Below are 25,054 nucleotides of genomic sequence, written 5' to 3'. Positions count from 1 at the left end.
GGCCGGGCCGCGGCCAGAACCGCGTCCTGCTGACCGGGGATCCCACCGCGCACGCCGAGGTCGAGTGCATCCGCAAGGCGATCCAGGTGCTGAACCCGGACGGGCCGACGATCAGCGCGGACGACCAGAACAACACGACGCTGAAGCCGGTCCCCCGGCCGCCCGGCTCCCCGGACCGGGTACCCGAGCGGGCCCGGATGCTGCTGGGCTATTCGCTCTACACCGCCGGCATCCCGGGCCCGATGTGCATGAGCGCGATCTACTGGTCCCGGATCGACGACGTCTACTACAGCAGCGACCTCGACGCGACCCGGACGATCGGTTTCGACGACGCCTTCCAGTACGAGGACTTCGGCCGCCCGCTGGACGAGCGCTCGATCCATGTCGAGCAGCTCAGCCCCGAGTTGGGCGGGCAGGCGTACGCGACCTGGAGCGGCAAGCCCGACCGTCACCCGTACTGAGACCCGGCTGGCCGGAAAACCGCCGACGAGGCCGGCCCGCGGGCGCGACCTTCTAGCATGCGAAGCGTGCCCGGCAGGAAGCTGGCGGCCGCCTGGTCGCGCGTGACAGCCGGGCGGCCGCCGTTGCCGGAGTACCCGCGTCCGCATTTGGTTCGCGCGTCCTGGCTCTCGCTGAACGGCCACTGGGAGTTCTGGGGCGGCCGCGAGCCGGGCGAGCTCGACGAGTCCGGCGGGCCGCCGGTCGGGCGGCGGCTGCCGCGCCGGGTCGTGGTCCCGTTCCCGGTCGAGTCGAGGCTGTCCGGCGTCGGGACCGGCTATGAGCGGATGTGGTACCGCCGCACGTTCCGGGTTCCGCCAGAGTGGGCCGCCGGCCGGGTTCACCTGCATTTCGGCGCGGTGGACTGGGAATGCCGCGTGTGGGTCAACGGCGTCGAGGTGGGCGCGCACCGGGGCGGCTACGACGCCTTCAGCTTCGACGTCACGCCGGCCCTGACCTGGGGCGAGGACGAGGTGCTGGTCCACGTCCTGGACCCGACGGACGGTGGCGGGCAGCCGCTGGGCAAGCAGCGCCGCAATCCGGGCGGAATCTTCTACACCGCCGCCTCGGGGATCTGGCAGACCGTCTGGCTGGAGCCGACCCCGGCCCGCCACATCACCCGGCTCGCGCTGACCCCGGACCTGGCCGCCGGGGCCGTCGAGGTCGAGGTGCACGCGGCCGAGGCGCCCGCGGATCCAGGGACGATCCGGCCAGGGCCCGACGTCGGCGTCCCGGTCCGGGTCGAGGTGCGCGCCGGCCTGGCGGCCGACGCCGAGACGGTGGCGACCGGGTCCGGCACCAGCGGGCGGCCGTTCACCGTGGCGATCCCCAACGTCCGGCTCTGGTCGCCCGACGACCCCTTCCTCTACGGCGTGACCGTCACACTCGCCGACAGCCAGCCCGATCAGCCCGGCGCGCCCGACCGGGTCGACGCGTACGTCGGCATGCGGTCCATCGAGGTGGCCGAGGTGGCCGGCGAGCCACGGCCCCTGCTCAACGGCCGGTTCGTCTTCCAGCTCGGGCTGCTGGACCAGGGCTACTGGCCCGACGGGGTGTACACGGCCCCGACCGACGACGATCTTCGGCGCGACCTGGAGGTGGCGAAGGAGCTCGGCTTCACCTGCGTCCGCAAGCACGCGAAGGTCGAACCGGCCCGCTGGTACCACTGGGCCGACCGGCTCGGCCTGCTCGTCTGGCAGGACATGCCGTCCATGCCGCACGACCGGGAGCCGGACGAGGCCGCCCGCCGCCAGTTCGAGGCCGAGCTGCGAGCGGTCATCGAGCAGTGCCGCGCCTTCCCGTCCGTCATCGGCTGGGTCCCGTTCAACGAGGGCTGGGGGCAGTACGACGTCGCGCGGATCGCCCGGACGGTCCGTGACCTCGACCCGACCCGCCTGGTCAGCGAGAACAGCGGCAGCGCGGACCCGGGGAACGACTGGGTCGACGGGGGCGCCGGCCACGTCGCCGACCTGCACGCCTATCCCGGCCCGGCCGCCGTCCCGGCCTCGGCCGGCCGCTGCCGGGCGCTCGGCGAGTTCGGCGGCCTCGGGCTGGCCCTGGCCGGCCACGACTGGGGCGGGGCGACCGGGTTCAGCTACGAGTGGGCAGCCTCGCCGGACGGGCTCACCGACCGCTACCTCGGGATGGTCGACCAGCTGCGCGCGCTGGCTCGCGACGAGGGCCTCAGCATCGCCGTCTACACCCAGGCGACGGACGTCGAGGGCGAGCGCAACGGCCTGCTGACCTACGACCGGACCGTCCTGAAGGTCGACCCCGACCGGGTCCGCGCCGCCCACCAGCGGCTGTTTGAGGAGTCCCGCGCGCTGCCCCACCTTCAGGGCGAGGACCCGCTGTCCTGAAACAGGCCGGACACCTGAAGGCGCGAGCATGGCCAGCGCGCACACGAGACCACCGGAGGCGGCGTGACGGCGATGGACCACCGCGGCGAGGCACGGACGAGCGGCGCCGGGAGCGATCCCGGGCCGGGCACCGAGCAGGGCCTGAACTCCGAGCACGGCCCGAACTCCGAGCAGAGCCTGGACGCCGGGACGTTCGCCGGCGGGGTCGCCTCGGATGTGCGGCACGCCGGGGTGCGGGCCGGGGTGCGCCGGCTCGGCCAGCTGCTCGGCGAGTCGCTGACCCGGCACGAGGGCGCCCAGTTGCTGGAGCTCGTCGAGCGGGTGCGCGCGCTGGCCCGCGACAGCGGCGACCGCGCCGACCTGCACCGGGTGCTCGCGGACGTCGACCACCCGACCGCGATCGTGCTGGCCCGGGCGTTCACCGCGTACTTCCAGCTCGCCAACATCACCGAGCAGCTGCACCGGGCCCGCGAGCTGGCCGACCGCCCGCGGGGCGCGATCGAGGAGACGGGCGGCCGGATCGCGGCAGCGGTGGCCGCCGGCCAGCTCGACCCGGAGCTGCCCGCCCAGGTGGTGAGCCGCCTGGAGCTTCGCCCGGTGTTCACCGCGCACCCGACGGAGGCGAGCCGCCGGTCGGTGCTCGATGTGCTGCGCGGGATCGCCGAGCTGCTCGACGCGGCCGACGACCCGCGGGCGCAGCCGTCGCGGCGGGCCGTGGTCGACCGCCGGCTCGCCGAGGCCGTCGACGTGCTGTGGCAGACCGACGAGCTGCGGGTCGAGCGCCCGAAGCCCACCGACGAGGCCCGCTCGGCCGCCTACTACCTGACCTCGATCGCCACCGACGTGCTGCCCGGCCTGCTGGAGGAACTCGACGGCGCGCTCGCGCAGGTCGGGGCCGGGCTGCCGATCACCGCCCGGCCGCTGCGGTTCGGCACGTGGGCCGGCGGCGACCGGGACGGCAACCCGAACGTCACCCCCACCGTGACCCTCGACGTGCTCACGCTGCAGCACGAGTTCGGCATCCGGGTGCTGCTCGGCGCTGTCGACGGCCTGATCAAGGATCTGACGGCCTCCACGCGGGTCGTCGAGGTCAGCGACGAGCTGGTGGCGAGCCTCGACGCCGACCGGGCGGCCCATCCCGAGGTGTACGACCGGTTCATCCGCCTCAACGCCGCCGAGCCGTACCGGCTGAAGGCCAGCTACCTGCGCGCTCGGCTGGCCGCCACCCGCGACCGGCTGGCCGCCGGCACCGCGCACGTGCCCGGCCGCGACTACCTGAGCCTGCGCGGCCTGCTCGCCGACCTGACCGTCATGCACCGGTCGCTGATGGACAACCGGGGCCAGCTGGTGGCCGACGGGCCGCTGCGACGCACGATCAGGGTCGCCGCGGCGGTCGGGATGTCGCTCGCGACGCTCGACATCCGCGAGCACGGCGAGCGCCATCACGCGGCGCTCGGCGCGCTCTACGACCGGCTCGACGAGCTGCCCCGCCCGTACGCGGACCTCGACCGGCACGAGCGGATCGCGCTGCTGTCCCGGGAGCTGGCGGGACGCCGGCCGCTGTCCGGAGCGGCGGCGCCCGCCCCGGCCGACCCGACCGCCGCGGCCGTGCTGGAGCTGTTCGCCACGATCCGGGTCGCGCTCGACCGGTTCGGCGAGGACGTCATCGAGAGCTACATCGTGTCGATGACCCGGGACGTGGACGACATCCTCGCGGTCGTCGTGCTCGCCAGGGAGGCCGGCCTGCTCGAGATCACCCCCGGCGCCGGTGCGCGGGCGCGAATCGGGTTCGTGCCGCTGTTCGAGACCGTCGCCGAGCTGCGCGCCGCCGGGCGGCTGCTCGACGGCATGCTCGCCGACCCGTCCTACCGGGCGGTCGTCGCCGCCCGCGGCGACCTCCAGGAGATCATGCTCGGCTACTCGGACTCCTCGAAGGACGCCGGCATCACCGCGTCCCAGTGGGAGATCCACCGAGCCCAGCGCGAGCTGCGTGACGTGGCCCGCCGGCACGGCGTCGTGCTGCGGCTGTTCCACGGCCGCGGCGGCTCGGTCGGCCGGGGCGGCGGCCCCACCGGCGAGGCGATCCTCGCCCAGCCGTTCGGCACCCTCGACGGCCCGATCAAGGTCACCGAGCAGGGCGAGGTGATCTCGGACAAGTACACGCTCCCCCAGCTCGCCCGGCACAACCTGGAGATCGCGCTGGCCGCCGTGCTGGAGGCGTCGATCCTGCACCGGGAGTCCCGCCAGCCGCTGGACGTGCTGGCCGAGTGGGACCAGACGATGGAGGCGGTCGCCGACTCGGCCCGCACCGCCTACCGGGCGCTGACGACCGACCCGGCGCTGGTGCCGTTCTTCCTCGCGGCGACGCCCGTCGACGAGCTGGGCCACCTCAACATCGGCTCCCGGCCGTCGCGGCGGCCGGGCGGGGTCGGCGGGCTGGAGGACCTGCGCGCGATCCCGTGGGTGTTCGGCTGGACCCAGTCGAGGATCATCCTGCCCGGCTGGTTCGGCCTCGGGACCGGGCTCGCGGCGGCCAGGGCGGCCGGAGCGGGCGACACGCTGGCCGAGATGTACCGGTCGTGGCACTTCTTCCGCACGTTCCTGAGCAACGTGTCGATGACGCTGGCGAAGACCGACCTGCGGATCGCCTCGGACTACGTCACGACGCTGGTTCCCGCCGAGAAGGCCGGCCCGTTCGAGGTGATCCGCGCCGAGCACGAGCGGACCGTCGCCGAGGTGCTGGCCGTCACCGGGTCCGCGACGCTGCTCGAGCACGCACCGGTGCTGCGCCAGACGCTGGAGGTGCGCGACCTCTACCTCGCGCCGCTGCACGCGCTGCAGGTCTCACTGCTCGCCCGCTCCCGCGCCGCCGCCCAGACCGACCCCGGGGGCGAGATCGACCCCCGCCTGCGCCGGGCCCTGCTGCTGACCATCAACGGCATCGCCGCCGGCCTGCGCAACACCGGGTGACCGGCGTCGGCGGGTGCTCGGACTCCCCGAGCACCCGCCGGCGGCGGCGGGTCAGCCGTGGGCGACCGACACGTTGCCGTCGGCGACCTTGACGTAGATCGTCACCGGGGCGCCCTTGGTGCCGTACGGCGGCAGGACGGTCTCGTTCGTCCCGACGCCACGGTGCCGCTCCCCCCAGCCGTGGCTGACGCTCGCGAACGAGTTGAGGCCGTCGACGGTGACGTCGCCGAAGCGCACGTCGGCCCGGACGGTCGCGTTCATCCCCGTGGGCAGCAGCACCCGGACCTGCCCCGCGCCGAGCGTGACGTGGATGTCGTGGGCCGACGTCGGCGTGACGCGGCGCAGGTCCAGCACACCCTGGCCGAACGCGAGACGGTAGTCGCCGCGCACGTCGGCGGCCGTGGCCGGCGTCCAGACCTGCTGGCCGATCCCGTCGTGCAGGCTCGCGTGGGTGCCGCCGAACGCGGCGGTGCCGAGCGCGCCGACGAGCAGCAGCGGGAGCAGCGACCACGGCAGGCGCCGCAGCACCCCGCCGACCAGCAACGCGACCAGGGCGATCCCGCCGATGACCCAGAAGTAGACCGGCAGCCAGATCCCGACCAGCGCGTCGGTCACCCCGAGGACGGTCAGCGCCGCCACCAGCGTCGTGAGCGCGGCCACCCGCAGCGGCCACGACCGCCGGTGCCGTTCCCGGGACGCCTGCCGGGCCTCACCGAGCCAGGCCCGCGCCTCGGTGGCCCAGGCCGGCGAGGCCGGCCCCTTGTCGAGGCGCACGGCCGGCGCGTCGACCGAGGTCCACAGGTCCTCCGAGGTCACGGCCCCTCCCGAACCCGGCCCGTCCCCTGAGGCCGGCGGCGTGCCGGTGGCGCGCGGCGCGGGCCGGGCCGGACGGCGCCAGCCGCCGTCCCGCGTCCCGACCAGCAGCAGCGGCACGAGGACGAGGACCAGCAGCGGCCACGGCGGGTGCGGCGACCACCAGCTGAAGGCGAGGCTCCACAGCAGCAGCCCGCAGACGACCGCCACCAGCCACGGCGGGATGTGGTGGCGGCGCAGGCGCTCGACCCAGCCGTCGAGCGGGGTGTAACCGGTGCCCTCGACCGGGATGACCGCCCACGCGATCAGGTAGGCGAGGGCGCCGGCCCCGCCGAAGATGGCGGCCACGGCGAACAGGACCCGGAACAGGACCGGGTCGACACTGGTGTACTCGCCGAGCCCGCTGGCGACACCGGCGAGGACGCGGTCGGTGGAGCTGCGACGGAGCTGGCGACGCGAGGCAGTGGGCGGGGCGGCGGGAGGGGCCGCCGGAGGTTCGGGATCTGTGCTCATAGTGGGTACAGGTTGCCGGCGTGGCAGGGTCAGCGCATCCGGTGAACCCCTGATTTCGACCCTGAGGGCGTGGCTCGGGGCGACTCCCGATACCCGAGCGCCCCCGGAGCCGGAATCATGGCTGTGTGACCCCGAGCCAGCCCCCGAGCCGCGTCCTCTACAGGCGTCCGGACGTGGGGCTGGCCGGCGGGGTCATCACGGGGATCGCGCTGCACACGGGTCTGCGGCGACGCACGGTCACGCTGCTGTTCCTCGTCCTGGCCGCCAGCGGAGGCCTCGGCGTGGCGCTCTACGCGACCTACTGGATCGTGCTGCCCACGCCGGAGGGTGCCCGACGGTCGCGGCTGCCGCGGCCCGTCGAGGCCGTGCTGCTCGGGGTCGTCGTCCTGGGGGCCATCGCGCTGCTCGCCAGCCGGATCGCGGGCGGCTCGCTGTTCGTGCCGACCCTGCTGGCCTGCCTCGGCGGCGCGACGATCTGGCGCCAGGCGGCCGGACCGGACCGCGAACGCTGGCTGCGGGCGTCACGCAGCACGTTCGGCGCGCCGACCACCGACCGGATGGGACGGCTGCGCCTGCTCCTCGGGGCGGCCCTGGTGGTCGCCGGGGGTGTCCTCGTGCTGCACCGGGCGAACGTGAACACGCTGCGGGATGGGCTGTGGGCGACCGGGGTGACCGCGGTCGGCCTGGCCCTGCTCGGCGGGCCGTGGTGGATCCGGCTGACGTCCCAGCTCGGCGCCGAACGCGCCGAACGGATCCGCGGCCAGGAACGGGCCGACCTCGCCGCCCACCTGCACGACTCCGTCCTGCAGACGCTCGCCCTGATCCAGCGCAACGCCGACTCGCCGCGCGAGGTGACCCGGCTCGCCCGCGGCCAGGAACGCGAGCTTCGCGGCCTGCTCTACGGGACGCGCGCGGCCGGCGGCCAGCTCGACACGGAGCTGCGCACGGCCGCCGCCGAGGTCGAGGACGCCTACGCCGTCAAGATCGACATCGTCGTGGTCGGCGACCTCGCCCTCGACGACGCGCTCGCCGCGGCCTGCGCCGCCGCCCGCGAGGCGATGGTCAACGCGGCCCGGCATTCCGGGGCCACCGACATCTCGCTCTACGCCGAGGTCGAGGCCGACGCGGTCAGCGTCTTCGTCCGGGACCGAGGGGTCGGCTTCGAGCCCGGGGCGGTCGCCGAGGACCGTCAGGGCGTGCGCGGCTCGATCATCGGCCGGGTCGAGCGCAACGGCGGCACTGTCTCGATCCGCAGCAGTCCAGGCGGCGGAACCGAGGTGGCGATCAGGATGCGGCGATGAGGAGGCGGCGATGACGACGGTCTACCTGGTCGACGACCACGCGATGTTCCGGGCCGGCGTCCGCGCCGAGCTGGGCGGCCGGGTCGAGGTCGTCGGCGAGGCCGCGACGCCGGCCGAGGCCGTCGCCGGCATCGCCGCGAGCCGGCCGCAGGTCGTGCTGCTCGACGTGCACATGCCGGACGGCGGCGGCCTGGCCGTCCTGCGGCAGGTGGGCGAACGCCTGCCGGACACGCGCTTCCTGGTGCTGTCCGTCTCGGACGCCGCCGAGGACGTCATCGCACTGATCCGCGCGGGCGCCCGGGGCTACGTCACCAAGACGATCTCCGCGGACGAGCTGGCCGACGCCGTCGAACGGGTGGCGGGCGGGGACGTCGTGTTCAGCCCGCGCCTCGCGGGCTTCGTGCTGGACGCGTTCCGGGACGCGTCGAACGCGCCACCCGCCGCCGCGGCGGCGCCCGACGCGGACTTCGACCAGCTCACCCCGCGCGAGCGGGAGGTGCTGCGGCTGCTGGCCCGCGGCTACGCGTACAAGGAGATCGCCGCCGAGCTGTTCATCTCGGTCAAGACCGTCGAGACCCACGCGTCCAACGTCCTGCGCAAGCTGCGGCTGTCCAGCCGCCATCAGCTCACCCGCTGGGCCGCCGACCGCCGGATCACCTGACGCGATGACGCGGGGCCACAGCCGGCGCGGCTCGAGGCCCGCGCCGGCCGACCGGCGGGCGGGCCACCCCTAGGGGTGTAGCGGTACCCCCTCGGGTCGGGTTAAGTGTGCGATGGCCGACGGCGCCGCCGCTGACCTTGGGGGGGTCGCGGACCTTCACCCGGAAGGCGTTCCCGAACTCCCATGCAGAGCGTGGCCGAGCTGCCGGCACAGGTCGCGGCCGACTCCCCCGAGACCTCCTGGCCGGTGCTGCTCGTCGAGGACGACGACGGCGACGCCTTCCTCGTCGAGGAACTGCTCCAGGAGACCACGGCCCCGATCCGGCTGCTGCGCGCCGCCAGCATCGCCGAGGCCCGGGCCAAGGTGGCCGGGGCCCGCTGCATCCTGCTCGACCTCGGGCTGCCCGACAGCCACGGCCTGTCCGCCCTGGAGACGCTGCGCCGGATCGCGCCAGCGGCCGCGATCGTCGTCCTGACCGGTCTGGACGACGAGCACCGCGGTGTCGCGGCCCTGGCCGCCGGTGCCCAGGACTACCTGGTCAAGGGCGAGATCAGCGGCAGGACCCTGGTCCGCGCCGTGCGCTACGCCCTCGAACGACGCGCGGCCGAGCAGGCCGCCCGCGACCTGCACGAATCACAACTACGCGCCGAGGAGAACTCCCGCCTCGAACGCGGCCTGCTCCCCACCCCACTACTACGCGACACCCGCCTACGCCCCACCACCCGCTACCGACCCGGACGCCGCCAAGCCCTCCTCGGCGGCGACTTCTACGACATCGTCGAAACCCCCGACCACGTCGTCCACGTCCTGCTCGGCGACGTCTGCGGCCACGGACCAGACGAGGCCGCACTCGGCGCCAGCCTGCGCATCGGCTGGCGCACTCTGGTCCTAGCAGGGATTCCAGAACCCGAACGGCTCGCGTACCTCCAGGACGTCCTGGTCAGCGAACGCACCAACGAGGAGCTGTTCGCCACCGTCTGCACCCTCGCCATCGCCCCCGACCGCACCACGCTCACCATGCGCCTCGCCGGCCACCCACCACCCGCGCTGATCCACCCGCGGGCGGCCGCCCTCCCGGACACCGTCATCAGCCCGGCGCTCGGAATGCTCGATGACCTGTCCAGTGAGGCAGTCACCGTCCCGCTCCCGGAAGGCTGGGAACTGCTCCTGGCCACCGACGGCCTCCTCGAAGGCCGCGACGGCCCCACCGGCGAACGCCTCGGCTGGAACGGCGTCCTCACCGAGATCGCCACCATCAACCCACCACCCGGCGACGACAACCTCCCCGACGTCCTCATCGACCGGATCGAACGACGCAACGGCGGCCCACTCACCGACGACGTCGCGCTGCTGCTCCTGCGCGGGCCACGGGACGGCCAGTCTGGGTAGCGGTAGGTAGTTCTCTCCATGTCGCCACCCGCGCGGCTGGCCCTAGCGTCGTTCTCACCGGCCCGGTCACGCCGGTCATCACGGACGCACGGGGAGCAGTCGATGGTGTTTGGCGGGAACCGGCCGGCGCCGGACGTCACCTCAGCCCAGTTCATGGCCGATCCCTACGGGGCGTACGCGGTTCTTCGGGCCGAATTCCCACTGGCCTGGAACGAGCCGACGAACAGCTACCTGCTGAGCCGTTTCGAGGACGTGGAGCGCGCGCTCAAGGACCCGGCTTTCACCAACCGGAACTATGAATGGCAGGCGGAACCCGTACACGGCCGCACCATCATCCAGATGGATGGTCGCGAGCATTCCACCAAGCGGGCGCTGGTGTCGCCGTCGTTTCGTGGCCGGGAGCTCTTCGAACGTTTCCTGCCCGTCATCGAGCGCAACGCTGACGAGCTGATGGAGCGAATCCCGGCCGCCGGCCCGTTCGACCTGGTGGACACGTTCGCGACGAGGCTCCCGATCAATGTCATCGTGGACATCCTGGGCCTGCCGCAGCGCGACCACGACCTCTTCCACGGCTGGTACTCCGCGATCGTGGCGTTCGTCAGCAACCTGGTCGGCGACCCGGCCGTCACGGCGGCCGGCGTGCGCGCCAAGGAGGAGCTGGCCGCCTATCTGCTGCCGGTGGTCGCCGCACGGCGCGAGTCGCCGGGCGACGACCTGATCTCGACGTTGTGCGCCGCCGAGGTGGACGGCGTCGCCATGACCGACGAGGAGATCAAGGCGTTCGCCAGCCTGCTGCTGACCGCGGGCGGGGAGACGACCGACAAGGCCATCACCGTCGTGGTCCGCAACCTGCTCGACCACCCGGACCAGCTGGCCGCGGTCGGCGCTGACCCGTCGCTCATCGACCGCGCGCTGGTCGAGACGCTGCGGTTCTCGCCGGTCGTCCAGATGGTGATGCGCCAGCCGTCCGTGGACATCGAGATGACCGGGGGCACGGTTCCGGCGAACAGCACCGTCATCTGCCTGCTCGCCTCGGCGAACCGTGACGAGTCCCGGTTCGAGCGCCCGGACGAATTCGACCTGCACCGTCCGGAAATCGACGGTGAACGAGGCTTCACCGCCGCGGCGAGCCACACCGCGTTCGGCCTCGGGCGGCATTTCTGTGTCGGGGCGCACCTGGCCCGCGCCGAGGTAGGCGTAAGTGTGCGCAAGCTGTTGGCGGTGGGTAGCCCGCGGTACGCTCCGGGATTCACCCCCCAGGACACAGGGGCTTTTGTACGAGCGCCGTCCGAGCTGGTCCTGGAGCTCTCCTGAGGCCCGGGCACCCAGCCCGCCGCCGCCGCCCGCATACCGCTCCGCCCGATTCCACCGGCCGCTATTCTCAAGGACGTCCGAACGGGACATCTGAGAGGCCTCATGTCTTCGCTGAGCGTCCGTGACTACGACCATGTCCTGGATGTCGTCACCTCAGTCCTCGGCTCGTTCGAGACCGCCACCCCGTGGCGGGTCGTCGGCCGGGAGCTCCTGCACTCGCTCTTCCGGGCCGAGGTGTTCCTGTTCGCCGACGTCGACTACGACATCCTGGACGGCCGGTGGGTGGAGACGATGTCCGCGGTGAGCTCGACCGGGGTGGAGCCCGGAGCGAGCCTGCCCGACGAGCTGCTCAGCGACCACCCGTTCTCCTGGCACTACGGCCACGGCGCCGGCAGCACGGCGGTGCTGCGCGTGAGTGACCTGGCCTCGCCACTGGTCTTTCGGGGTACCGCCGGCTACCGGATGATCAGCGAGCTGTTCGGGACCGGCCACGCGCTGGCGGTCCCGTTGCGGGACAAGCCATTCCGCGCTCTCGGGGTGTTGCGGGGCGCGGCCGACTTCGGCGATCGCGACGTGGCGCTGGGCCAGCGCATCCAGCCGCTGCTGACCGCGTTCGACGGGCATGCCCGGCAGCTGGAACGGTGGCGCGCCGGGCTCGCGTCCGAGCCAGCCGGCTCGGGCCGCGTCGGCTCGGGCGGGGCCGGCTCGGGCGGGGCCGGCTTGGGCGGGGCCGGCTTGGGCGGGGCCGGCTTGGGCCGCGCCAGCTCGGGCCGCGCGGCGGACCACGCGGGGCAGCCACGCGAGGCGGAGCAGGTCGCGGCCACGCTGGAGATCACGCCTCGCGAGATCACCGTGCTGGTGGCGCTCGCCGACGGGCTGACGGCGGCCGGCATCGCCCGGCGGCTGAACATCTCGGTACGCACCGTCGGCAACCACCTGACCAGCCTGTACCGCAAGCTGGACGCCCCCGACCGGCTCACGGCCGTCCTGCGTGCCCATCATCTCGGCCTGCTTCCGCCGCGCGGTCTCCCGCGTCCCTCGCCGAGCCAGGTGCCCCGGCCACGGGCCCCCGAGGCGGACCCCAGGCGCACGCCGCTCTCCCCGGACCGCCCGGCGGCCGCCGGCACGGCGCTGACCGCGCGCGAGCGTCAGGTCGCCGGCCTCGCGGCGGCCGGCCTGGCCAACCGGCGCATCGCCGGCGAACTGGCGCTGTCCGTCCGCACGGTCGAGAACCATCTGCGGCTCGTCTACCGCAAGCTCGGCGTCGGCCGGGAGCGGCTCGGCGAGGCGCTCCACGGCGACCACCAGACGACCTGACCAGGTCGGGCGCCGGTCGCGGCCGTGATTCACTGCAGGAATGTCCGCGGATCTGGAGACCGTCGCGTTCGAGTCGGCCGAGGCGTTCGAGGTCTGGCTCGGCGAGCGGCACGAGACCTGCCCGGGCATCTGGCTGAAGCTGCGGAAGAAGAGCCCCGGCGTCAGCGCCCTGGACTACGCGCAGGCCGTCGAGGTGGCGCTCTGTTTCGGCTGGATCGACGGGCAGAAGAACAAACTCGACGACGAGTGGTGGCTGCAGCGGTTCACCCCGCGCAAGCAGGGCAGCAGATGGTCGAAGATCAACTGTGCGCGGGTCGCCGCGTTGATCGAGCAGGGACGGATGCGGCCGGCGGGGCTCGCCGAGGTCGAGCGCGCCAGAAGCGACGGCCGGTGGGAAGCGGCCTACGACGGCTCCAGCACGGCGCGAGTCCCCGACGACCTCGCCGCCGCCCTCGCGGCCAGCCCGCCGGCCGCGGCCTTCTTCGAGACGCTGGACCGGCAGAACCGGTACGCGATCCTGTACCGGATCCAGGACGTCAAGAAGGCCGAGACCCGAGCGCGCCGGATCGAGAAGTACGTGGCCATGCTCGCGCAGAGCCAGAAGATCTACCCCTGAGTCGGACGCGGGGCGCCGACGGCGCCGGCCGGGCCAGCGGCGTCCGGCCGCCACCCGCGACGTCGAGGGCCCGGCCTCGCGGCGAGCGGCCCCGCGGACCGGCCCCGCGGACCGGCCCGGCGGGCCGCCTGACCGCGAGGCTCGGCGGCCCCGTCCGGTTTGGTACGCTTCCGGCCGTTCCTAGGGGGGGCAACCGAGGAGTCGTCATGCCTCTTGCCCGTAGGACCGTCACCGGCGCGCTGGCCGCGCTCGGTTCGGCCGCCGTCCTCGTGACGGTTCTGGCCGCCTGCAAGCCCATTCTCGCCTCGTCGCCGCCCGGCGGCGGCGAGTCCGCGCAGCCGACCGCGACAGTGGCCACTTCGTCGCCGACCGCCGCGACATCGTTGACCTTCTCGCTGTCGGCGGACCCGATCCCGCCGCCGGCGTCGCCCACGACCGTGGCCGCGCCACCGTCCACGGCGGCCCAACCGCCAGCCCAACCGCCCGTCCGGCCGGCTCCGCCCATGACAACGCGGCCACCCGTGACGACGCGGCCACCCGCCACGACGGCCCCGCCCGCCGCCTCGAAGACCGACGAGGTCGTCCGGCTCACCAACGTCGAACGGGCGAAGGCTGGCTGCGGCGCCCTCACGGTCGACGCGCGCCTGGCCGCCTCGGCGCAGGCACACACCGCCGACATGGCGCAGAACAACTACTTCAGCCACACCAGCCTGGACGGCCGGACCATGGTCGACCGCATCCGGGCGACCGGGTTCCCGTTGACCGCCGTCGGGGAGAACATCGCCGCGGGTGGGACGACCGCCGCCCAGACCATGGACATGTGGATGAACAGCCCGGGCCACCGGGCGAACATCCTGAACTGCTCCTACACCCGGATCGGCGTCGGCTACGCCGAAGGCGGCTCCTACCGCTACTACTGGACGCAGGACTTCGGCCGCCTCTGACACCAGGCCACCCACTCGTCGCCGCGGCCGGGCCTCGAAACAGTCGAGGCCCGGCCTCGGCGCGCCGCCTGCCCGGATGAGCGGCAAGGAACCGGTAAAGGCCTGCAAGGAACAAGTAAAGGGCAGACGACGGACCCGTAGCCCAAGGCAACTGGGCCCGCGCGACCTGTGGTCACGGCAGGCGCCCTGGCTCGATCTCGAAGCCATGCGCTTTCGAGCAGCTCCGCCAGGCCCTCGACCATCCACCTAAGTAGTCACGGACTTACTCTCCGCCCGACGGCTAGAGCGTCGTCTGCTTTGACGCAGACAGGTTAGGTGTGGCTAACCTAAGCCACTTCTCCCGGTGATGCCGACCTCAGGGTGGACCTAATCATGCAGCTCACAACCGTCGTGGCGGCGCCGCCACCGTCGACCCCGCTGGGCCCGTTCGCGGACTCGGCGGTGGCCTGGACGACCTGGATCACGCTGATGGGCTTCGTCGGGCTGACCGCGCTGGCCCTGCTCGCCACCGGCCCGGCGGCCCGCCGGATCGGCCCCGACGCGGTGGCCCGGGTGACGGCCCGGCTGGCCTCGGCCGCGGTGCCGCTCGGGGTGCTGGCCGTACCGGCGGTGCTGTCCGACCTCGCGCACGACGCCTCGGAGTCCGGCGGCTTCGACTACGCCGCGGCCTGGGACTCGCTCTATGACGGCAGCAACGCCGGCCGGCTGTCCGGGCTGGAGGTCACCCTCAGTCTGGTCGGCGCGGTAGCGGTCGCGCCGCTGGTGCTGCGGCGCGTGGCGGGCGGCCGGGCGAGGGTCTGGCTGCTCGCGGTGGGCCTGCTGGCCGGCGCGGTCGCCCTGGGGACGACGAAGTTCCCGGCCGAGGTGCCCGGCGACTGGAGCCGGACCAGCTTCGAGACGGTGATGTGGATGCTGCACCTGCTCGGCGGGGCGGTCTGGGCCGGCGGCCTCGCCGGGCTGCTCCTGCTCGCGCTGCCGGGCGGCGTCCAGGCCGGCGAGCGCGGCGCGTTCTGGTCGGCCGCCATCCGGCGCTTCTCCGCCGTCGCGATGAGCTGCGTGGCCGCGATCGCGCTCTCCGGGCTCTTCCTGTACTGGGAGCACGTCGACGGCCCGTCCCAGCTGTTCACCACCATGTACGGGCGGGTGCTCGGCGTGAAGATCCTCATCTTCGGCACGCTGCTGGTGCTCGGCGTCGTCAACCAGTTCTGGCTGCACCCGCGGGTCGAGGCGCTCCGGGCGGCCGGCGACGAGCGGCCGCTGCGGACCATCCTGACCCGCCAGTTCCCGGCCGTGGTCGCCGTCGAGCTGCTGCTCGTCCTGACGGTGCTGTTCGTCGCCCCGTTCCTGCACGGCTCGGCCCGCAACCAGGCCTTCCAGGCCAAGGCGGCCCAGCAGGCCGCGACCGCCGACGCGAAGCTCCCCAAGATCGCCGCCAAGGAGGTCAGCGCGTCGACCTGGGTCTGGGGCACCGGCGAGACCGTCCTCGTGATCGGCGTCATGGCCGCCGGCTACCAGGTGTCCGGACGCCTCGCCCGCGCCCGCACCCCGGCCGTCGCGACGACACCCCCAGGCGCCGGCGGCCCCGGCGGCCTCGTCGGCGCCTGACCTCACGTGTCCCGCGCCCACCTCCGCGGCGGGCGCGGGACGCGGGGCGGCGGCGTAGCGGCGCTACGGGAGCAGCACGATCTTGCCTCGGGTACGGCCGGTCTCGATGAGCTCGTGCGCCTTGGCGGCCTCGGTGAGAGGCAGCGTCTGGCCCACGTCCACCCGCAGGGCCTCGCAGGTCACCAACTCGTCGAGACGGCGCAGGTCGTCGCCGGAGCGCTCGACCCTGAACTGCACGAACCTCGGTCCACGCCTCGCGGCGAGCGCGCGGACCTCGTCGCGGTCAGGCCCCGTGCCACGCACGTCAATGAGCACTCCCCCGGCCGCCAGGACCTCCAGCGAACGGACGCCGTAGTCCTCGGCCATCGGGTCGATCACCACGTCGATCTCGCGCAGCACCTCGGCGAAGTCGACGCTGGTGTAGTCGACCAGCTCGTCGGCCCCCAGCTCGCGCAGGTACTCGTGCTTGGCCGGCCGGGCCGTGCCGATCACGTACGCGCCGAGCGACTTCGCGATCTGGACGGCGAGATGCCCGACGCCGCCGGCCGCCGCGTGCACCAGCACCCGCTGCCCGGGCCGCACGTCGGCGACCCGGACCAGCGCCTGCCAGGCCGTGAGCCCGGCGATCGGCAAGGCGGCGGCGACCAGCGGATCCAGGCCGGCGGCCGGCGCCAGCGCCTCCTGCGGGGCGACGGTGTAGTCGGCGTGGGCGCCGCGCGGCGGGAAGGTGAACCCGTGCACCTCGTCGCCGACCGCGAACCGGGTGACGTCAGGCCCGACGGCGGTGACGACTCCGGCCACGTCGAGGCCGAGGATGAACGGCTCGGGCACGGAGGCCGTCAGGAGCCCGGCTCGCGCCTTCCAGTCGGCCGGGTTGACTCCGGCCGCGCTGACCTTGAGCTGCACCTCGCCCCGGCCGGCGGCCGGACGGTCGACCTCGACGATCTGGAGAACCTCTGGACCACCGAAGGTGGTCTGGCTGATCGCTCTCATGGTGACCACGATTCCGCCTGTCGGTACCTCTCGTAAAGTAGGCACCTCTCTGATATCCAGGTACCTCATGGGTACTGCTTTTGACCAGGACACCGAGCAGTGGCGGGCCCGTTTCCGCAATGGCTGTCCCTCCCGGACCGTGCTGGAGGTACTGGCCAACAAGTGGGCGCTCTACGTGCTGTCCGCCCTGCGGCGGGCCGACGGGCCGATGCGGTTCAACGAGCTCCGCCGGCTGCTCGGCGACATCACGCAGAAGATGCTCACCCAGACGCTGAAGAACCTCGAACGCGACGGGCTCGTGGCACGCACCGTCTACCCGACGGTCCCGCCCCGCGTCGAGTACGCGCTGACCGAGCTCGGTGTCGACGTCGGCAGGCTCACCCACGCCGTCGGCGAGTGGGCGGTGACCCACGCCCCGGAGATCATCGCCGCCCGCGCGCGCTACGACGGCCGCGCCAGCCAGCCGCCGGTCCCGGTGACGATGATCTAGCCGCCAGCGGCAACCTTGCAATCCTTAAGACGATGGGGCAGGGTGCTGGATTGTCCCCGCGATCCCGTAGCAGGCGGAGGTCCCGAATGGCCAGCGCGCGACTGGACATCAACTTCTTCGATCGAGCCGCGATCGACAATCCGTACCCGCTCTTCGAGCAGGTGCGCGCCGCCGGGCCGGTGGTGTGGAACGACATCCTGGGCGGCTGGATGGTCACCGGCTTCGAGGACTGCTCGACGGTCCTGAATGACAACGGCGACCAGTTCGCCGTCGTGAACGGCGACCCGGAGATGCTGCCGTGGTTCGAGGCGCCGACCATGATCTCGGTGGACGGCGCGACGCACCGCCGATTACGAGCCTGCGTCTCCCCGCTGTTCACCCGGGGAGCGGTCCAGCGCTGGCAGTCCCGGGTCGACGCCGTCGTCGAGCACCTGTTGGCGCCGGTCGCGGCGGGCAGCGACACCTACGACCTCATCGCCGACTTCACCATGGTGCCGACCATCATCGTCGCCGAGATGCTCGGCGTTCCGGAGGAACGCCACGGCGACTTCCAGGACTGGTCGAACACCATCGTGTCCAACCTGGCCTACGGCCACGAGGACGCCTCCGCCCGTGAACTGCTGCGCAAGGCGTCGTCCGAGCTGAACGCGTACCTGCGCACGGAGATCGAACGGCATCGCCGAGACCGGCCCGATGACCTGCTCACAACCATGATCGACGCCTCGGACCAGGGCGCGATGGACGGCGACGAGGTACGCGCCGCGGCCGTCCTGCTCCTGATCGCGGGCTATGACACGACCGCCAAGCTGCTGTCGAACGCGCTCGTCGCCTTCGAGGCGAACCCTGACCAGCGCGCGCTGGTCGCCGCCGATCCCGACCTGATGCCGGCGGCCATCGAGGAGATCCTGCGCTGGCGGAGCACGGTGCAGGCGATCCCCCGTCGCGCCGTCCAGGACACGGAGCTCGCCGGTACCCGGCTCGGCGCCGGCGACGTCGTCTACGCGGTGACCGCGGCCGCCAACCGCGACCCCGCGCGGTGGAACGACCCGGACCGTTTCGACGTCCGCCGCGAGCGCCGGACCCACTTCGGATTCGGCTACGGGCCCCATCTGTGCCTGGGCGCGCCGCTCGCGCGGCTGGAGGCCAGGGTCGCCCTTCAGGGCCTGCTGCGTCTCGCGCCCGAGTTCCGCCTCCGTGACCTGGAGTTCGGCCCGTCGTTCTTCGTGCGCGGGCCCGAGCGCGGGCTACTGCAGCCGGCCGGCCGCTGATCGCACGGCGGCGACGCACCCGGCCGGCTTCTCCGATGGCCGGGTAGCGGTCCGCCGCGCGCTGTCGAGTGGACGCCTTCGGCGGTGTCGCCGGCGATCGCTACGGGTCAGAGACCCCCGCCGGCGACACCACCGAGCGAGCGCAGCAGCGTCTGCCACCACTGCGCGAAGCGCTGCTGGAAGGTCGCGAGCGGGAAACCGTGCCGCGCGGCATGCTCGGGCGGGATCCGGTCCCAGCCGAAGTGCTCGACGGTGACACGGGTCTGGGTCACTCCACCGGCGCGGCCGTCGCGGATCTCGTCGAACCGCACGTGCAGCTCGGTCTCCTGGTCGGCGGAGAAACTGGCATGACGCCAGCTGAGCACCAGGCGGTGGGGTGGGTCCCAGTCGCGGATGTGGCCGATGACGAACACGCTGCCGTCGGGATAGGTCTCGACGAGCCGGCCGGCGGGGCCGGGCTCGAACGCGAGCGTTCCGGTGCGGCCCGCGGTGAACTGGAACAGGCCGTTGGGCTGCCACCACTGGCCGATCTCCGCCGTGAACGCGTCGAAGGCCCGCGCCGCGGTGACCGGCACCCGCAACGCCACCAGAACCCGCGACCCCTCCGTCACCCCGCCCGCCCCTCGGAGGGCCGGTCACGGCCGGCTGGCTGGTCGCTCTCGGCACGCAGATCGCGGTCGGCCGGCAGGTCGGTCTCCGCGCGCAGGTCGCGTTCAAGATGCGCGGCGAAGGCCGTGAGCTGTCCCGCCCAGGCCTGCTCGGCGGTGTCGATCCAGCGGCGCAGCTCGGTCATTGGGGCCGAGCGAAGCGTGTAGATCCGGACCCGGGCGTCAAATTCGGGGTGCGTCTCGGCGACCAGACCGCACTGGCGCAGTACCCGCAGATGCTTGCTCATCGTCGACGGCGTGGTGTCGAGCGCCGCCGCGAGCTCGCCAGCCCGGCGTGGTCCCGCCGCGAGCAGCTCGACGGCCCGGCGCCGGACCGGGTCGGCCAGCGCGGACAGCGTCCCGTCGAGACCGCCGGCGGCCGCGGGCTCGCTCACTGCCAGTCAGTCGCCATGATCGGCTGCCCGAGAGCGGCCTCGGCCTCGGAGCGGGTGACGTCGCGGACGTGGGCCGAGAAGGTCCAGCGATGCCCCTCGAGATCGACGGCCCGGTAGACCCGGTCCCCGTAGAACTGGTCCGTCGGCTCGGCGGCGATCTCCGCGCCGGCCGCCCGGGCCCGCTCGCAGTGCTCGTCGAGGCCGCCCGGCAGCATCACGTGCACCACCTGGCTGTTGGACCCGCCGCGGCCGGCCGGGCTGCGGATCCACTCGGCCCACTCGGCACCGACCATGATCCGCCCCGCGCCGGCGCAGCTCATCTCGTAGTGGCACATCTCGGGCGCCTCGGGCGGGCCGTCGATGGCCATCGTGACCTCGAACCCGAACACCCGCTCCAGCCAGGCAAGCGCCGCCTTCGGGTCCCTGTAGTGCACGCTCGACGTGAACACCTGTTCGTCCATGACCCGATAGTTTCCGATTCTGGAAACCATGTCAAGGATCCGCCAGCAACAGGCCTGTCGGACCGGGCTACGGGGTGAAGATCTCGGCGATCGAGGTCAGCGCGCCCGACGCGACCGTGATGAAGCACTTGAGGCGGCCATCCGGACCAAGCTGCGCCCGCTTCCCCGCCAGTTCGGTCAGCGTGCCCGGCACGTCTCCCCCACTCGGGTCCTCAAGGCTGACCCCGGCGGCAGGACCGTTGTCGTCCACGTACCGCACCTTCGCGGATGGGGCGACGGAGAGGGTGCGCAGCACGACGTTCTTGTCTCGAACGTAGTAGTCATTGCACTGTTCGGCGGGCCACGGCCCCGGGTTGCCGTCCTCGGTGCAGGCCTGCTGGGCGGCGGTACCGGTGAACCATTCGACGACATCGAAGGTCACGGTCGCGTGCACCGGGTCGATCGCGGTGACGTAGGCGGCGTAGTCGCCGCTCAACGTGGTCGCGGCCGGGCCGTCGCCATCATCGGTCGGCGCGACGGCCGTCAACGCCGTAGCCGCCGGGCTCGCACTACCACCGACCGGCGCGGCGGCAGTCGGGCTGGCGTCGGCGGCCGGGCTGCCCCCGCCACCAGCCGGCGCGGCGGCCGGCGCACCAACCCCGTCGCCAGCCGGCGCGGCGGGCAGCGGGACGGTCATGGCCTTCAGCCCGCGCAACGCCAGGTCGACCCGGTCGCTCGCCAACCGAACCGGACGGGCCTCGACCGGTGCGGCCGGCACGCTCGCGGGGTGGCCCGCCGGAGGCGCCCCCGCGGCCCTGGCGGCGTTCCCCGCGGAACTCACGGGTGCCCAGGTCAACGCACAACAGGCGGCCGCCGCCACGAACGCCACCCGCACCGAAACCGCGGCCGCCGTCCCGCGACCACCGAGCCCGAACCGTCCGGCCGGGCGCGCGATGTTTCGTCCCCGCATCGCGTCTCCCACGCACCACGTCAAGGTGACCGGCCGACACCGATCACAACCCAACCGTAGTCGCCCCCGTCCGCAGTGCCCAGGGAATAACGACTCCTGGACACCCATACTCGCCAGCGATGACCCAAGGGGCTCAGGCGGGTTGCCCCCCGCGTCGAAATGGGTTCGCCGTATAGCGAGCCTGTAGGCAGGATGCCGCCGTGGAAACCAAATTTCTCCCAGCAGTGCGGCTGGCCGGGCTGTTCTATCGAGAGGCCGTTGCGCCGTTGCTGAGGGAGTGTTTTCCGAGGCTGACGCACAGCGCGGCGCTCATTGGTACCGGTTCCGAGGTACTGGGGTTCGACACCGCGCGATCAATGGATCACGACTGGGGACGCCGTGGCGGCGCGGTGTTCCATGACGGACCTGGCCCGCTCCGGGCACCCCGATCGGCCCTGAGCTGGTAGGCGGACGGTCAGAGGCGGCTGGCCACCGTGCGCGCCAGGCTCTCGAGGGGTCCACGGTTCGCGGCCGGGTCGTTGCTCCGGGTCAGGTCGATCGATACCCAGACGTCGTGCTTGTTCACGAAGACCGCGTAGTCCTCGACATAGGCCTCGTCACCGATGCCGGGCAGTGGCTGCAGCTGGTGGCCGATACCGCGCTCGGCGGCGAGATAGCTCTTGGCGGTCTCGCCGGTGAAGACCTCGACCTGCGCGGTCGGCCCGCTGGGCGGAGCGGTATAGGTGCACGCTCCCGGCTGCGCCACGGCGTTGTTGAGCGACGTGCCGGCAAGCTGCTCGGCTTCCTGCCGCGACACGAGCGCGCAGGGATCGGTGGCCTGATGGGCGGAGGCCGGCGTCGCGCTGGCCGTGGTCCCGCCGGACGATGAGCCGTTCTGGCCGCCCGCGGTCGATGAGGTGGCGGCCACCGACGAGGGCGCCGGCGACGCCGAATCCCCGTTCGAGCTGCCGCAGCCGGCCAGGCCGAGCGCCACGACGACCGCGACCGCGGGCGATGCCACCCGGGCGGCAACCCGAGCCCGAATCACCACAGGACGATCCATCCGAGTCCCCCACGTCTCGACGCCCACCGCCGGAAACCTCTACATCCAGGTGGGACCGGGCCAGACTACGCCGAGCCTGACCAGGGGTTATGGACCTGTCCAGAACAGGACCACGCTTCACCCGCAGGGGTGGGCGCGTGGGCGCCGGTGCCTGGGCCGGCGCCCACGCGACCGAGGAGGTACGCCGAGGAGCCGTCGGTCAGGCGGTCACGGGACGCTCGTCCAGGTCGAGCCCGAACTCCTTCAGCTCACGTTCGGCCCAGAACAGCCGGCCGGTGTACTCCATGGGATCGGCGCACGCGGCGAAATACGCCAGCATGCGGGCAGGGACCTCCATCGGCACGGCCACGGTGTCGTCGAGGCCGGCATCCCTGACCCGGATCGCGACGAGCTCGGTGGCGACCAGGCCCGGGTGCAGGCCGATCACGGCGATGTTCTTGCGCGACAGCTCGGGTGCGAGCACATTGCCGAGCCGGTCGAGCGCCCGCTTGCTGGAGTAATAGCCGGGCACGGCGAGGCTGAACTCGCCGATGCTCTCCAGCTTGGGAAGCTCCTCCGGCTGGCGGAACACCTCGCCGCTGCCGGTGCTGAGGTTCAGGATTCGCCCGCCGCCCCGGCTCTCCATGATCGGGGTCACCAACTGCATGAGCGTGAAGGGCGCGTGCAGGTTGACGTCGAACTGGTACAGCCAGTCCTCGCGCGTCAGCTCCAGGAATCGCTTGGACCAGATGTCGCCGGTCGTGGCCGCCGCGTTGTTGATGAGAACGTCGACACCGCCGAACCGGTCGACGGCCGCGTCGACGAGGTGCTTGAGATCCGCCTCGCTGGCCAGATCGGTCTGCACGGCGATCGCGCTGCCGCCGAGGTTCTCGATTTCGGTCAGGGTCTCGTTCAGGGTGCCGGGAAGGCTTCTGTCCGGCTCGACCGTGCGCGCGGCCAGGACCACGTTCGCGCCCCGGCGGGCGAACGACTGGGCGGCCTGCCGCCCGACCCCCCGACTGGCCCCCGTGATGATCACAACCTTGCCGGTCAGGTCCAGCTCAGCCTGTCGCTGCATGTGATGCGACCTCCGCCTCCATTTGACCAGTGTTCAAATGGGAACGTAACACAGCCCAGCCCACAGGCACCCCCGCCGAAGCGGTCGCCCACGCCCAGCAGGCGGAGTCCGGCCGGCCAGGCCCACGCAGGCCCACCGGCTGGCCGGCCGAGGTAGGCCGCGAGCAGGCCCGCCAACCCGGGGACCCGGCGGGCCCGGCGGACTCGGCGGACTCGGCGGGCCCGAGATCGAAGTCGAGCTTGAGGCCGCTGCGTATGATTTCCGCGATGGAACCCGGCCGAACGCGCACCCCGCCGCGCCAGCGGGCGACGCTCGTCAACACGCGGTCACGGGAGACTCGGCAGGCCCTCACCCGTGCCGCCCTTCGCCTGTGGAGCGAGGGCGACTTCGACGAGGCGTACCAGGCGAGCACCGCGGCCGATATCGCGCAGGCCGCCGGGGTCAGCAAGGGAACGTTCTATTTCCATTTCGCCAACAAAGAGGCGATCCTCCTCGAGATGAGTTCGGCGACCATCCAGGCGATGATCGACCAGGTCGAGGCGGGTGCCGCGCGAGGCCTCCCGCTTCGCGCGTTGAGCGAGCAGGTCATGGCCTCAATGGCGCGACGTATCGTCCGGGCTCCCAGGGCGGCCGCATTGCGGGCGGGCGGCCTCGGCTTCGCCGTGCGGGGCGACGAGGGGAACCTGGCGAGTCCTCGGCTGAGCGTCGCCTTTGACGCGCTCCTTCGCTACGGCAAAGAACACGGCGACCTGAACGCCGAGCTCGACGTCGAAGAGGGCGCCGCCATGATGACCGCCGTGACGATGGAGGCGATCATCCGCTGGGGAGCGGGCGACCACTCCGCCTCCTGGCTGAGCCGCACACTGCGCGACCGCGTGGAGGTCATCCTGCACGGCATCAGCCACAAGCACGACGTATAGCGCCACCCCGTCAAGGTCCGCCCGCGCCGCATCCCAGAGCATGATCGCCGTTTTGGCCCTCTGGCGGTCACGATCGGATCGGATTCACGACCGCCAAAGGGCCAAAACGGCGATCACCACTGTCGACGCCGTCAGAGCGCCGGTCCTCCGCTCGCGACGACGCGGGCCTCGCGCGGGTTTTCCGCCGTCAAGGATGGAACCGGCCCTTCTACCGGCGGTGCGATCGCTGGCCACACGGCCAGAGCCCTGAAACCGATGACGAGGGCGACGCTATTCTCAAATACCGCCTCTACGACGTCGACCCGGTGATCAACGCGACGCTCGTCTGGGGCGCCGACCATCCTCATCGGCACCTCGACGGCCGCGGGAGCCTTCACCGAGGAAATCGTCAGGGCGCCCTCCGAGGGGGTCGAGCGCCCGATTCTCCTGCCTCTGTCGAACCCGACCAGCCGCATCGAGGTGATGCCCTCCGACGCGGTGCCCTGGTCTGACGGGCGCGCGCTGATCGCCGTCGGCATCCCTGTGGAGCCGGTCGAGTACGACGACGTGACGTACACGATCGGCCAGGCCAACAACGCGCTTCTCTATCCGGGCCTCGGCCTCGGCACATCGTCTCCGGCGCCCGGCACGTGACCGACAACATGCTGCTCGCGGCCGCCGAGGCGGTCGCGGGCCAGGTCGACATGTCGAAGCCCGGCGCCTCCCTGCTTCCGCCGGTCGTGAATCTCCGGGCGCCCTCGGCCACGGTCGCCGTCGCGGTGGCCCGAGCCGCCGCCGCGGACGGGGTGGCCACCAAGTCCCACGACAACCTGATCCAGGCGGTCCACGAGGCCATGTGGTGGCCGGCCTACCCCGACGAGACGCCGTCCGACGACGCGACGGTCCCGTCATGAGCGAGAACTCGAGGCGCGCCCGGGCGGTCAGGAACATCCCGCGATGATCGCCGTTTGCGCCCCCTGGTGGTTGTATCCGTTGCCTGTTCGCGACCACGAGAGGGCCTAAACGGAGATCATGGTCGAGGGTTGGGCTAGG

22 protein-coding genes and 2 pseudogenes are annotated in these 25,054 nt (G+C 72.6%); 15 read left to right on the top strand and 9 right to left on the bottom strand.

From position 1 onward, the window contains the following. Positions 1-8: 8 nt before the first annotated feature. The 3 genes and pseudogenes from FRAEUI1C_RS09350 to ppc form a co-directional block, all read left to right on the top strand. A pseudogene (locus FRAEUI1C_RS09350) lies at positions 9-461 on the top strand (tRNA-specific adenosine deaminase); the annotation flags it as partial. Positions 462-518: 57 nt separating this feature from the next. After that, complete coding sequence (locus tag FRAEUI1C_RS09345; protein WP_013423050.1) at positions 519-2,357, top strand: glycoside hydrolase family 2 protein; 1,839 nt, start codon at positions 519-521, stop codon at positions 2,355-2,357. A gap of 63 nt (positions 2,358-2,420) precedes the next feature. Further along, complete coding sequence (ppc, locus tag FRAEUI1C_RS09340; RefSeq protein WP_013423049.1) at positions 2,421-5,327, top strand: phosphoenolpyruvate carboxylase; 2,907 nt, start codon at positions 2,421-2,423, stop codon at positions 5,325-5,327. A 51-nt stretch (positions 5,328-5,378) separates the two neighbouring features. On the opposite strand, the gene FRAEUI1C_RS09335 is transcribed toward ppc, so the two are convergent. After that, positions 5,379-6,653 (bottom strand): PspC domain-containing protein, encoded by a 1,275-nt coding sequence (locus tag FRAEUI1C_RS09335; RefSeq protein ID WP_013423048.1) that lies wholly within the window; start codon positions 6,651-6,653, stop codon positions 5,379-5,381. Between the two features lie 125 nt (positions 6,654-6,778). Between FRAEUI1C_RS09335 and FRAEUI1C_RS09330 the strand changes: the two genes are divergently transcribed. The 8 genes from FRAEUI1C_RS09330 to FRAEUI1C_RS09295 all read left to right on the top strand — a co-directional run bounded on the left by FRAEUI1C_RS09330 (position 6,779) and on the right by FRAEUI1C_RS09295 (position 15,800). After that, entirely contained in the window at positions 6,779-7,954 is a 1,176-nt protein-coding gene (locus FRAEUI1C_RS09330) for an ATP-binding protein (protein ID WP_071587936.1), read from the top strand. Between the two features lie 10 nt (positions 7,955-7,964). Next, the gene (locus FRAEUI1C_RS09325) at positions 7,965-8,615 is read left to right on the top strand and encodes a LuxR C-terminal-related transcriptional regulator (RefSeq protein WP_013423046.1); all 651 of its coding nucleotides are present in this window, start codon (positions 7,965-7,967) and stop codon (positions 8,613-8,615) included. A gap of 183 nt (positions 8,616-8,798) precedes the next feature. Further along, positions 8,799-10,004 (top strand): PP2C family protein-serine/threonine phosphatase, encoded by a 1,206-nt coding sequence (locus FRAEUI1C_RS09320; protein ID WP_013423045.1) that lies wholly within the window; start codon positions 8,799-8,801, stop codon positions 10,002-10,004. A gap of 102 nt (positions 10,005-10,106) precedes the next feature. Further along, complete coding sequence (locus tag FRAEUI1C_RS09315) at positions 10,107-11,318, top strand: cytochrome P450 (protein ID WP_013423044.1); 1,212 nt, start codon at positions 10,107-10,109, stop codon at positions 11,316-11,318. 102 nt (positions 11,319-11,420) lie between these two features. Then, positions 11,421-12,635 (top strand): LuxR C-terminal-related transcriptional regulator, encoded by a 1,215-nt coding sequence (locus tag FRAEUI1C_RS40875; RefSeq protein WP_013423043.1) that lies wholly within the window; start codon positions 11,421-11,423, stop codon positions 12,633-12,635. Positions 12,636-12,675: 40 nt separating this feature from the next. After that, positions 12,676-13,251: a YdeI/OmpD-associated family protein gene (locus tag FRAEUI1C_RS09305; protein ID WP_013423042.1), complete on the top strand. Its 576-nt coding sequence runs from the start codon at positions 12,676-12,678 to the stop codon at positions 13,249-13,251. A gap of 206 nt (positions 13,252-13,457) precedes the next feature. Beyond that, positions 13,458-14,195, top strand: coding sequence for a CAP domain-containing protein (locus FRAEUI1C_RS09300; protein WP_013423041.1), 738 nt, complete (start codon positions 13,458-13,460; stop codon positions 14,193-14,195). Between the two features lie 372 nt (positions 14,196-14,567). Next, positions 14,568-15,800 carry a CopD family protein gene (locus FRAEUI1C_RS09295; RefSeq protein ID WP_013423040.1) on the top strand — a complete coding sequence of 411 codons (1,233 nt, stop codon included), beginning with the start codon at positions 14,568-14,570 and terminating at the stop codon, positions 15,798-15,800. Positions 15,801-15,863: 63 nt separating this feature from the next. Here the strand turns inward: FRAEUI1C_RS09295 and FRAEUI1C_RS09290 are convergent, their stop codons facing one another. Then, complete coding sequence (locus FRAEUI1C_RS09290) at positions 15,864-16,793, bottom strand: NADP-dependent oxidoreductase (protein WP_041260467.1); 930 nt, start codon at positions 16,791-16,793, stop codon at positions 15,864-15,866. Between the two features lie 67 nt (positions 16,794-16,860). Here FRAEUI1C_RS09290 and FRAEUI1C_RS41585 point away from each other — a divergent pair, with 67 nt between their 5' ends. Together FRAEUI1C_RS41585 and FRAEUI1C_RS09280 are read left to right on the top strand one after the other, a co-directional pair. Beyond that, complete coding sequence (locus tag FRAEUI1C_RS41585) at positions 16,861-17,283, top strand: winged helix-turn-helix transcriptional regulator (RefSeq protein ID WP_013423038.1); 423 nt, start codon at positions 16,861-16,863, stop codon at positions 17,281-17,283. Between the two features lie 86 nt (positions 17,284-17,369). Beyond that, the gene (locus FRAEUI1C_RS09280; RefSeq protein ID WP_013423037.1) at positions 17,370-18,551 is read left to right on the top strand and encodes a cytochrome P450; all 1,182 of its coding nucleotides are present in this window, start codon (positions 17,370-17,372) and stop codon (positions 18,549-18,551) included. A 107-nt stretch (positions 18,552-18,658) separates the two neighbouring features. Here FRAEUI1C_RS09280 and FRAEUI1C_RS09275 read toward each other — a convergent pair whose 3' ends face one another. From FRAEUI1C_RS09275 to FRAEUI1C_RS09250, 6 genes are all read right to left on the bottom strand, one after another. Next, a complete protein-coding gene (locus FRAEUI1C_RS09275) occupies positions 18,659-19,162 on the bottom strand; it encodes an SRPBCC domain-containing protein (RefSeq protein ID WP_013423036.1) in 504 nt (167 codons plus the stop codon). Continuing rightward, positions 19,159-19,593, bottom strand: a complete 435-nt coding sequence (locus FRAEUI1C_RS09270; RefSeq protein ID WP_013423035.1) for an ArsR/SmtB family transcription factor — start codon at positions 19,591-19,593, stop codon at positions 19,159-19,161. The genes FRAEUI1C_RS09275 and FRAEUI1C_RS09270 overlap by 4 nt, the downstream gene beginning before the upstream one ends. Continuing rightward, positions 19,590-20,054 carry a VOC family protein gene (locus FRAEUI1C_RS09265; RefSeq protein WP_041259114.1) on the bottom strand — a complete coding sequence of 155 codons (465 nt, stop codon included), beginning with the start codon at positions 20,052-20,054 and terminating at the stop codon, positions 19,590-19,592. The genes FRAEUI1C_RS09270 and FRAEUI1C_RS09265 overlap by 4 nt, the downstream gene beginning before the upstream one ends. A gap of 67 nt (positions 20,055-20,121) precedes the next feature. After that, entirely contained in the window at positions 20,122-20,811 is a 690-nt protein-coding gene (locus FRAEUI1C_RS09260) for a hypothetical protein (RefSeq protein ID WP_232425356.1), read from the bottom strand. A 646-nt stretch (positions 20,812-21,457) separates the two neighbouring features. Beyond that, complete coding sequence (locus FRAEUI1C_RS09255) at positions 21,458-22,003, bottom strand: DUF3558 domain-containing protein (protein WP_232425355.1); 546 nt, start codon at positions 22,001-22,003, stop codon at positions 21,458-21,460. Between the two features lie 241 nt (positions 22,004-22,244). Continuing rightward, positions 22,245-23,102 carry an SDR family NAD(P)-dependent oxidoreductase gene (locus tag FRAEUI1C_RS09250; RefSeq protein ID WP_013423031.1) on the bottom strand — a complete coding sequence of 286 codons (858 nt, stop codon included), beginning with the start codon at positions 23,100-23,102 and terminating at the stop codon, positions 22,245-22,247. Between the two features lie 266 nt (positions 23,103-23,368). Between FRAEUI1C_RS09250 and FRAEUI1C_RS09245 the strand changes: the two genes are divergently transcribed. After that, on the top strand, positions 23,369-24,022 hold the full coding sequence (locus tag FRAEUI1C_RS09245; RefSeq protein WP_041260461.1) for a TetR/AcrR family transcriptional regulator: 654 nt from the start codon (positions 23,369-23,371) through the stop codon (positions 24,020-24,022). Positions 24,023-24,153: 131 nt separating this feature from the next. Here FRAEUI1C_RS09245 and FRAEUI1C_RS39420 read toward each other — a convergent pair whose 3' ends face one another. Further along, positions 24,154-24,399 (bottom strand): hypothetical protein, encoded by a 246-nt coding sequence (locus tag FRAEUI1C_RS39420; RefSeq protein WP_157734879.1) that lies wholly within the window; start codon positions 24,397-24,399, stop codon positions 24,154-24,156. Between FRAEUI1C_RS39420 and FRAEUI1C_RS40865 the strand changes: the two are divergent. Then, positions 24,362-24,915: pseudogene (locus tag FRAEUI1C_RS40865) on the top strand (malic enzyme-like NAD(P)-binding protein). The gene FRAEUI1C_RS39420 and the pseudogene FRAEUI1C_RS40865 sit on opposite strands and share 38 nt — an antisense overlap. Positions 24,916-25,054: the final 139 nt, after the last annotated feature.

It is taken from the genome of Pseudofrankia inefficax, from assembly GCF_000166135.1.
In the GTDB taxonomy this organism is placed as follows: Bacteria; Actinomycetota; Actinomycetes; order Frankiales; family Frankiaceae; genus Pseudofrankia; species Pseudofrankia inefficax.
This window is presented reverse-complemented; position numbering and strand designations above follow the sequence as displayed.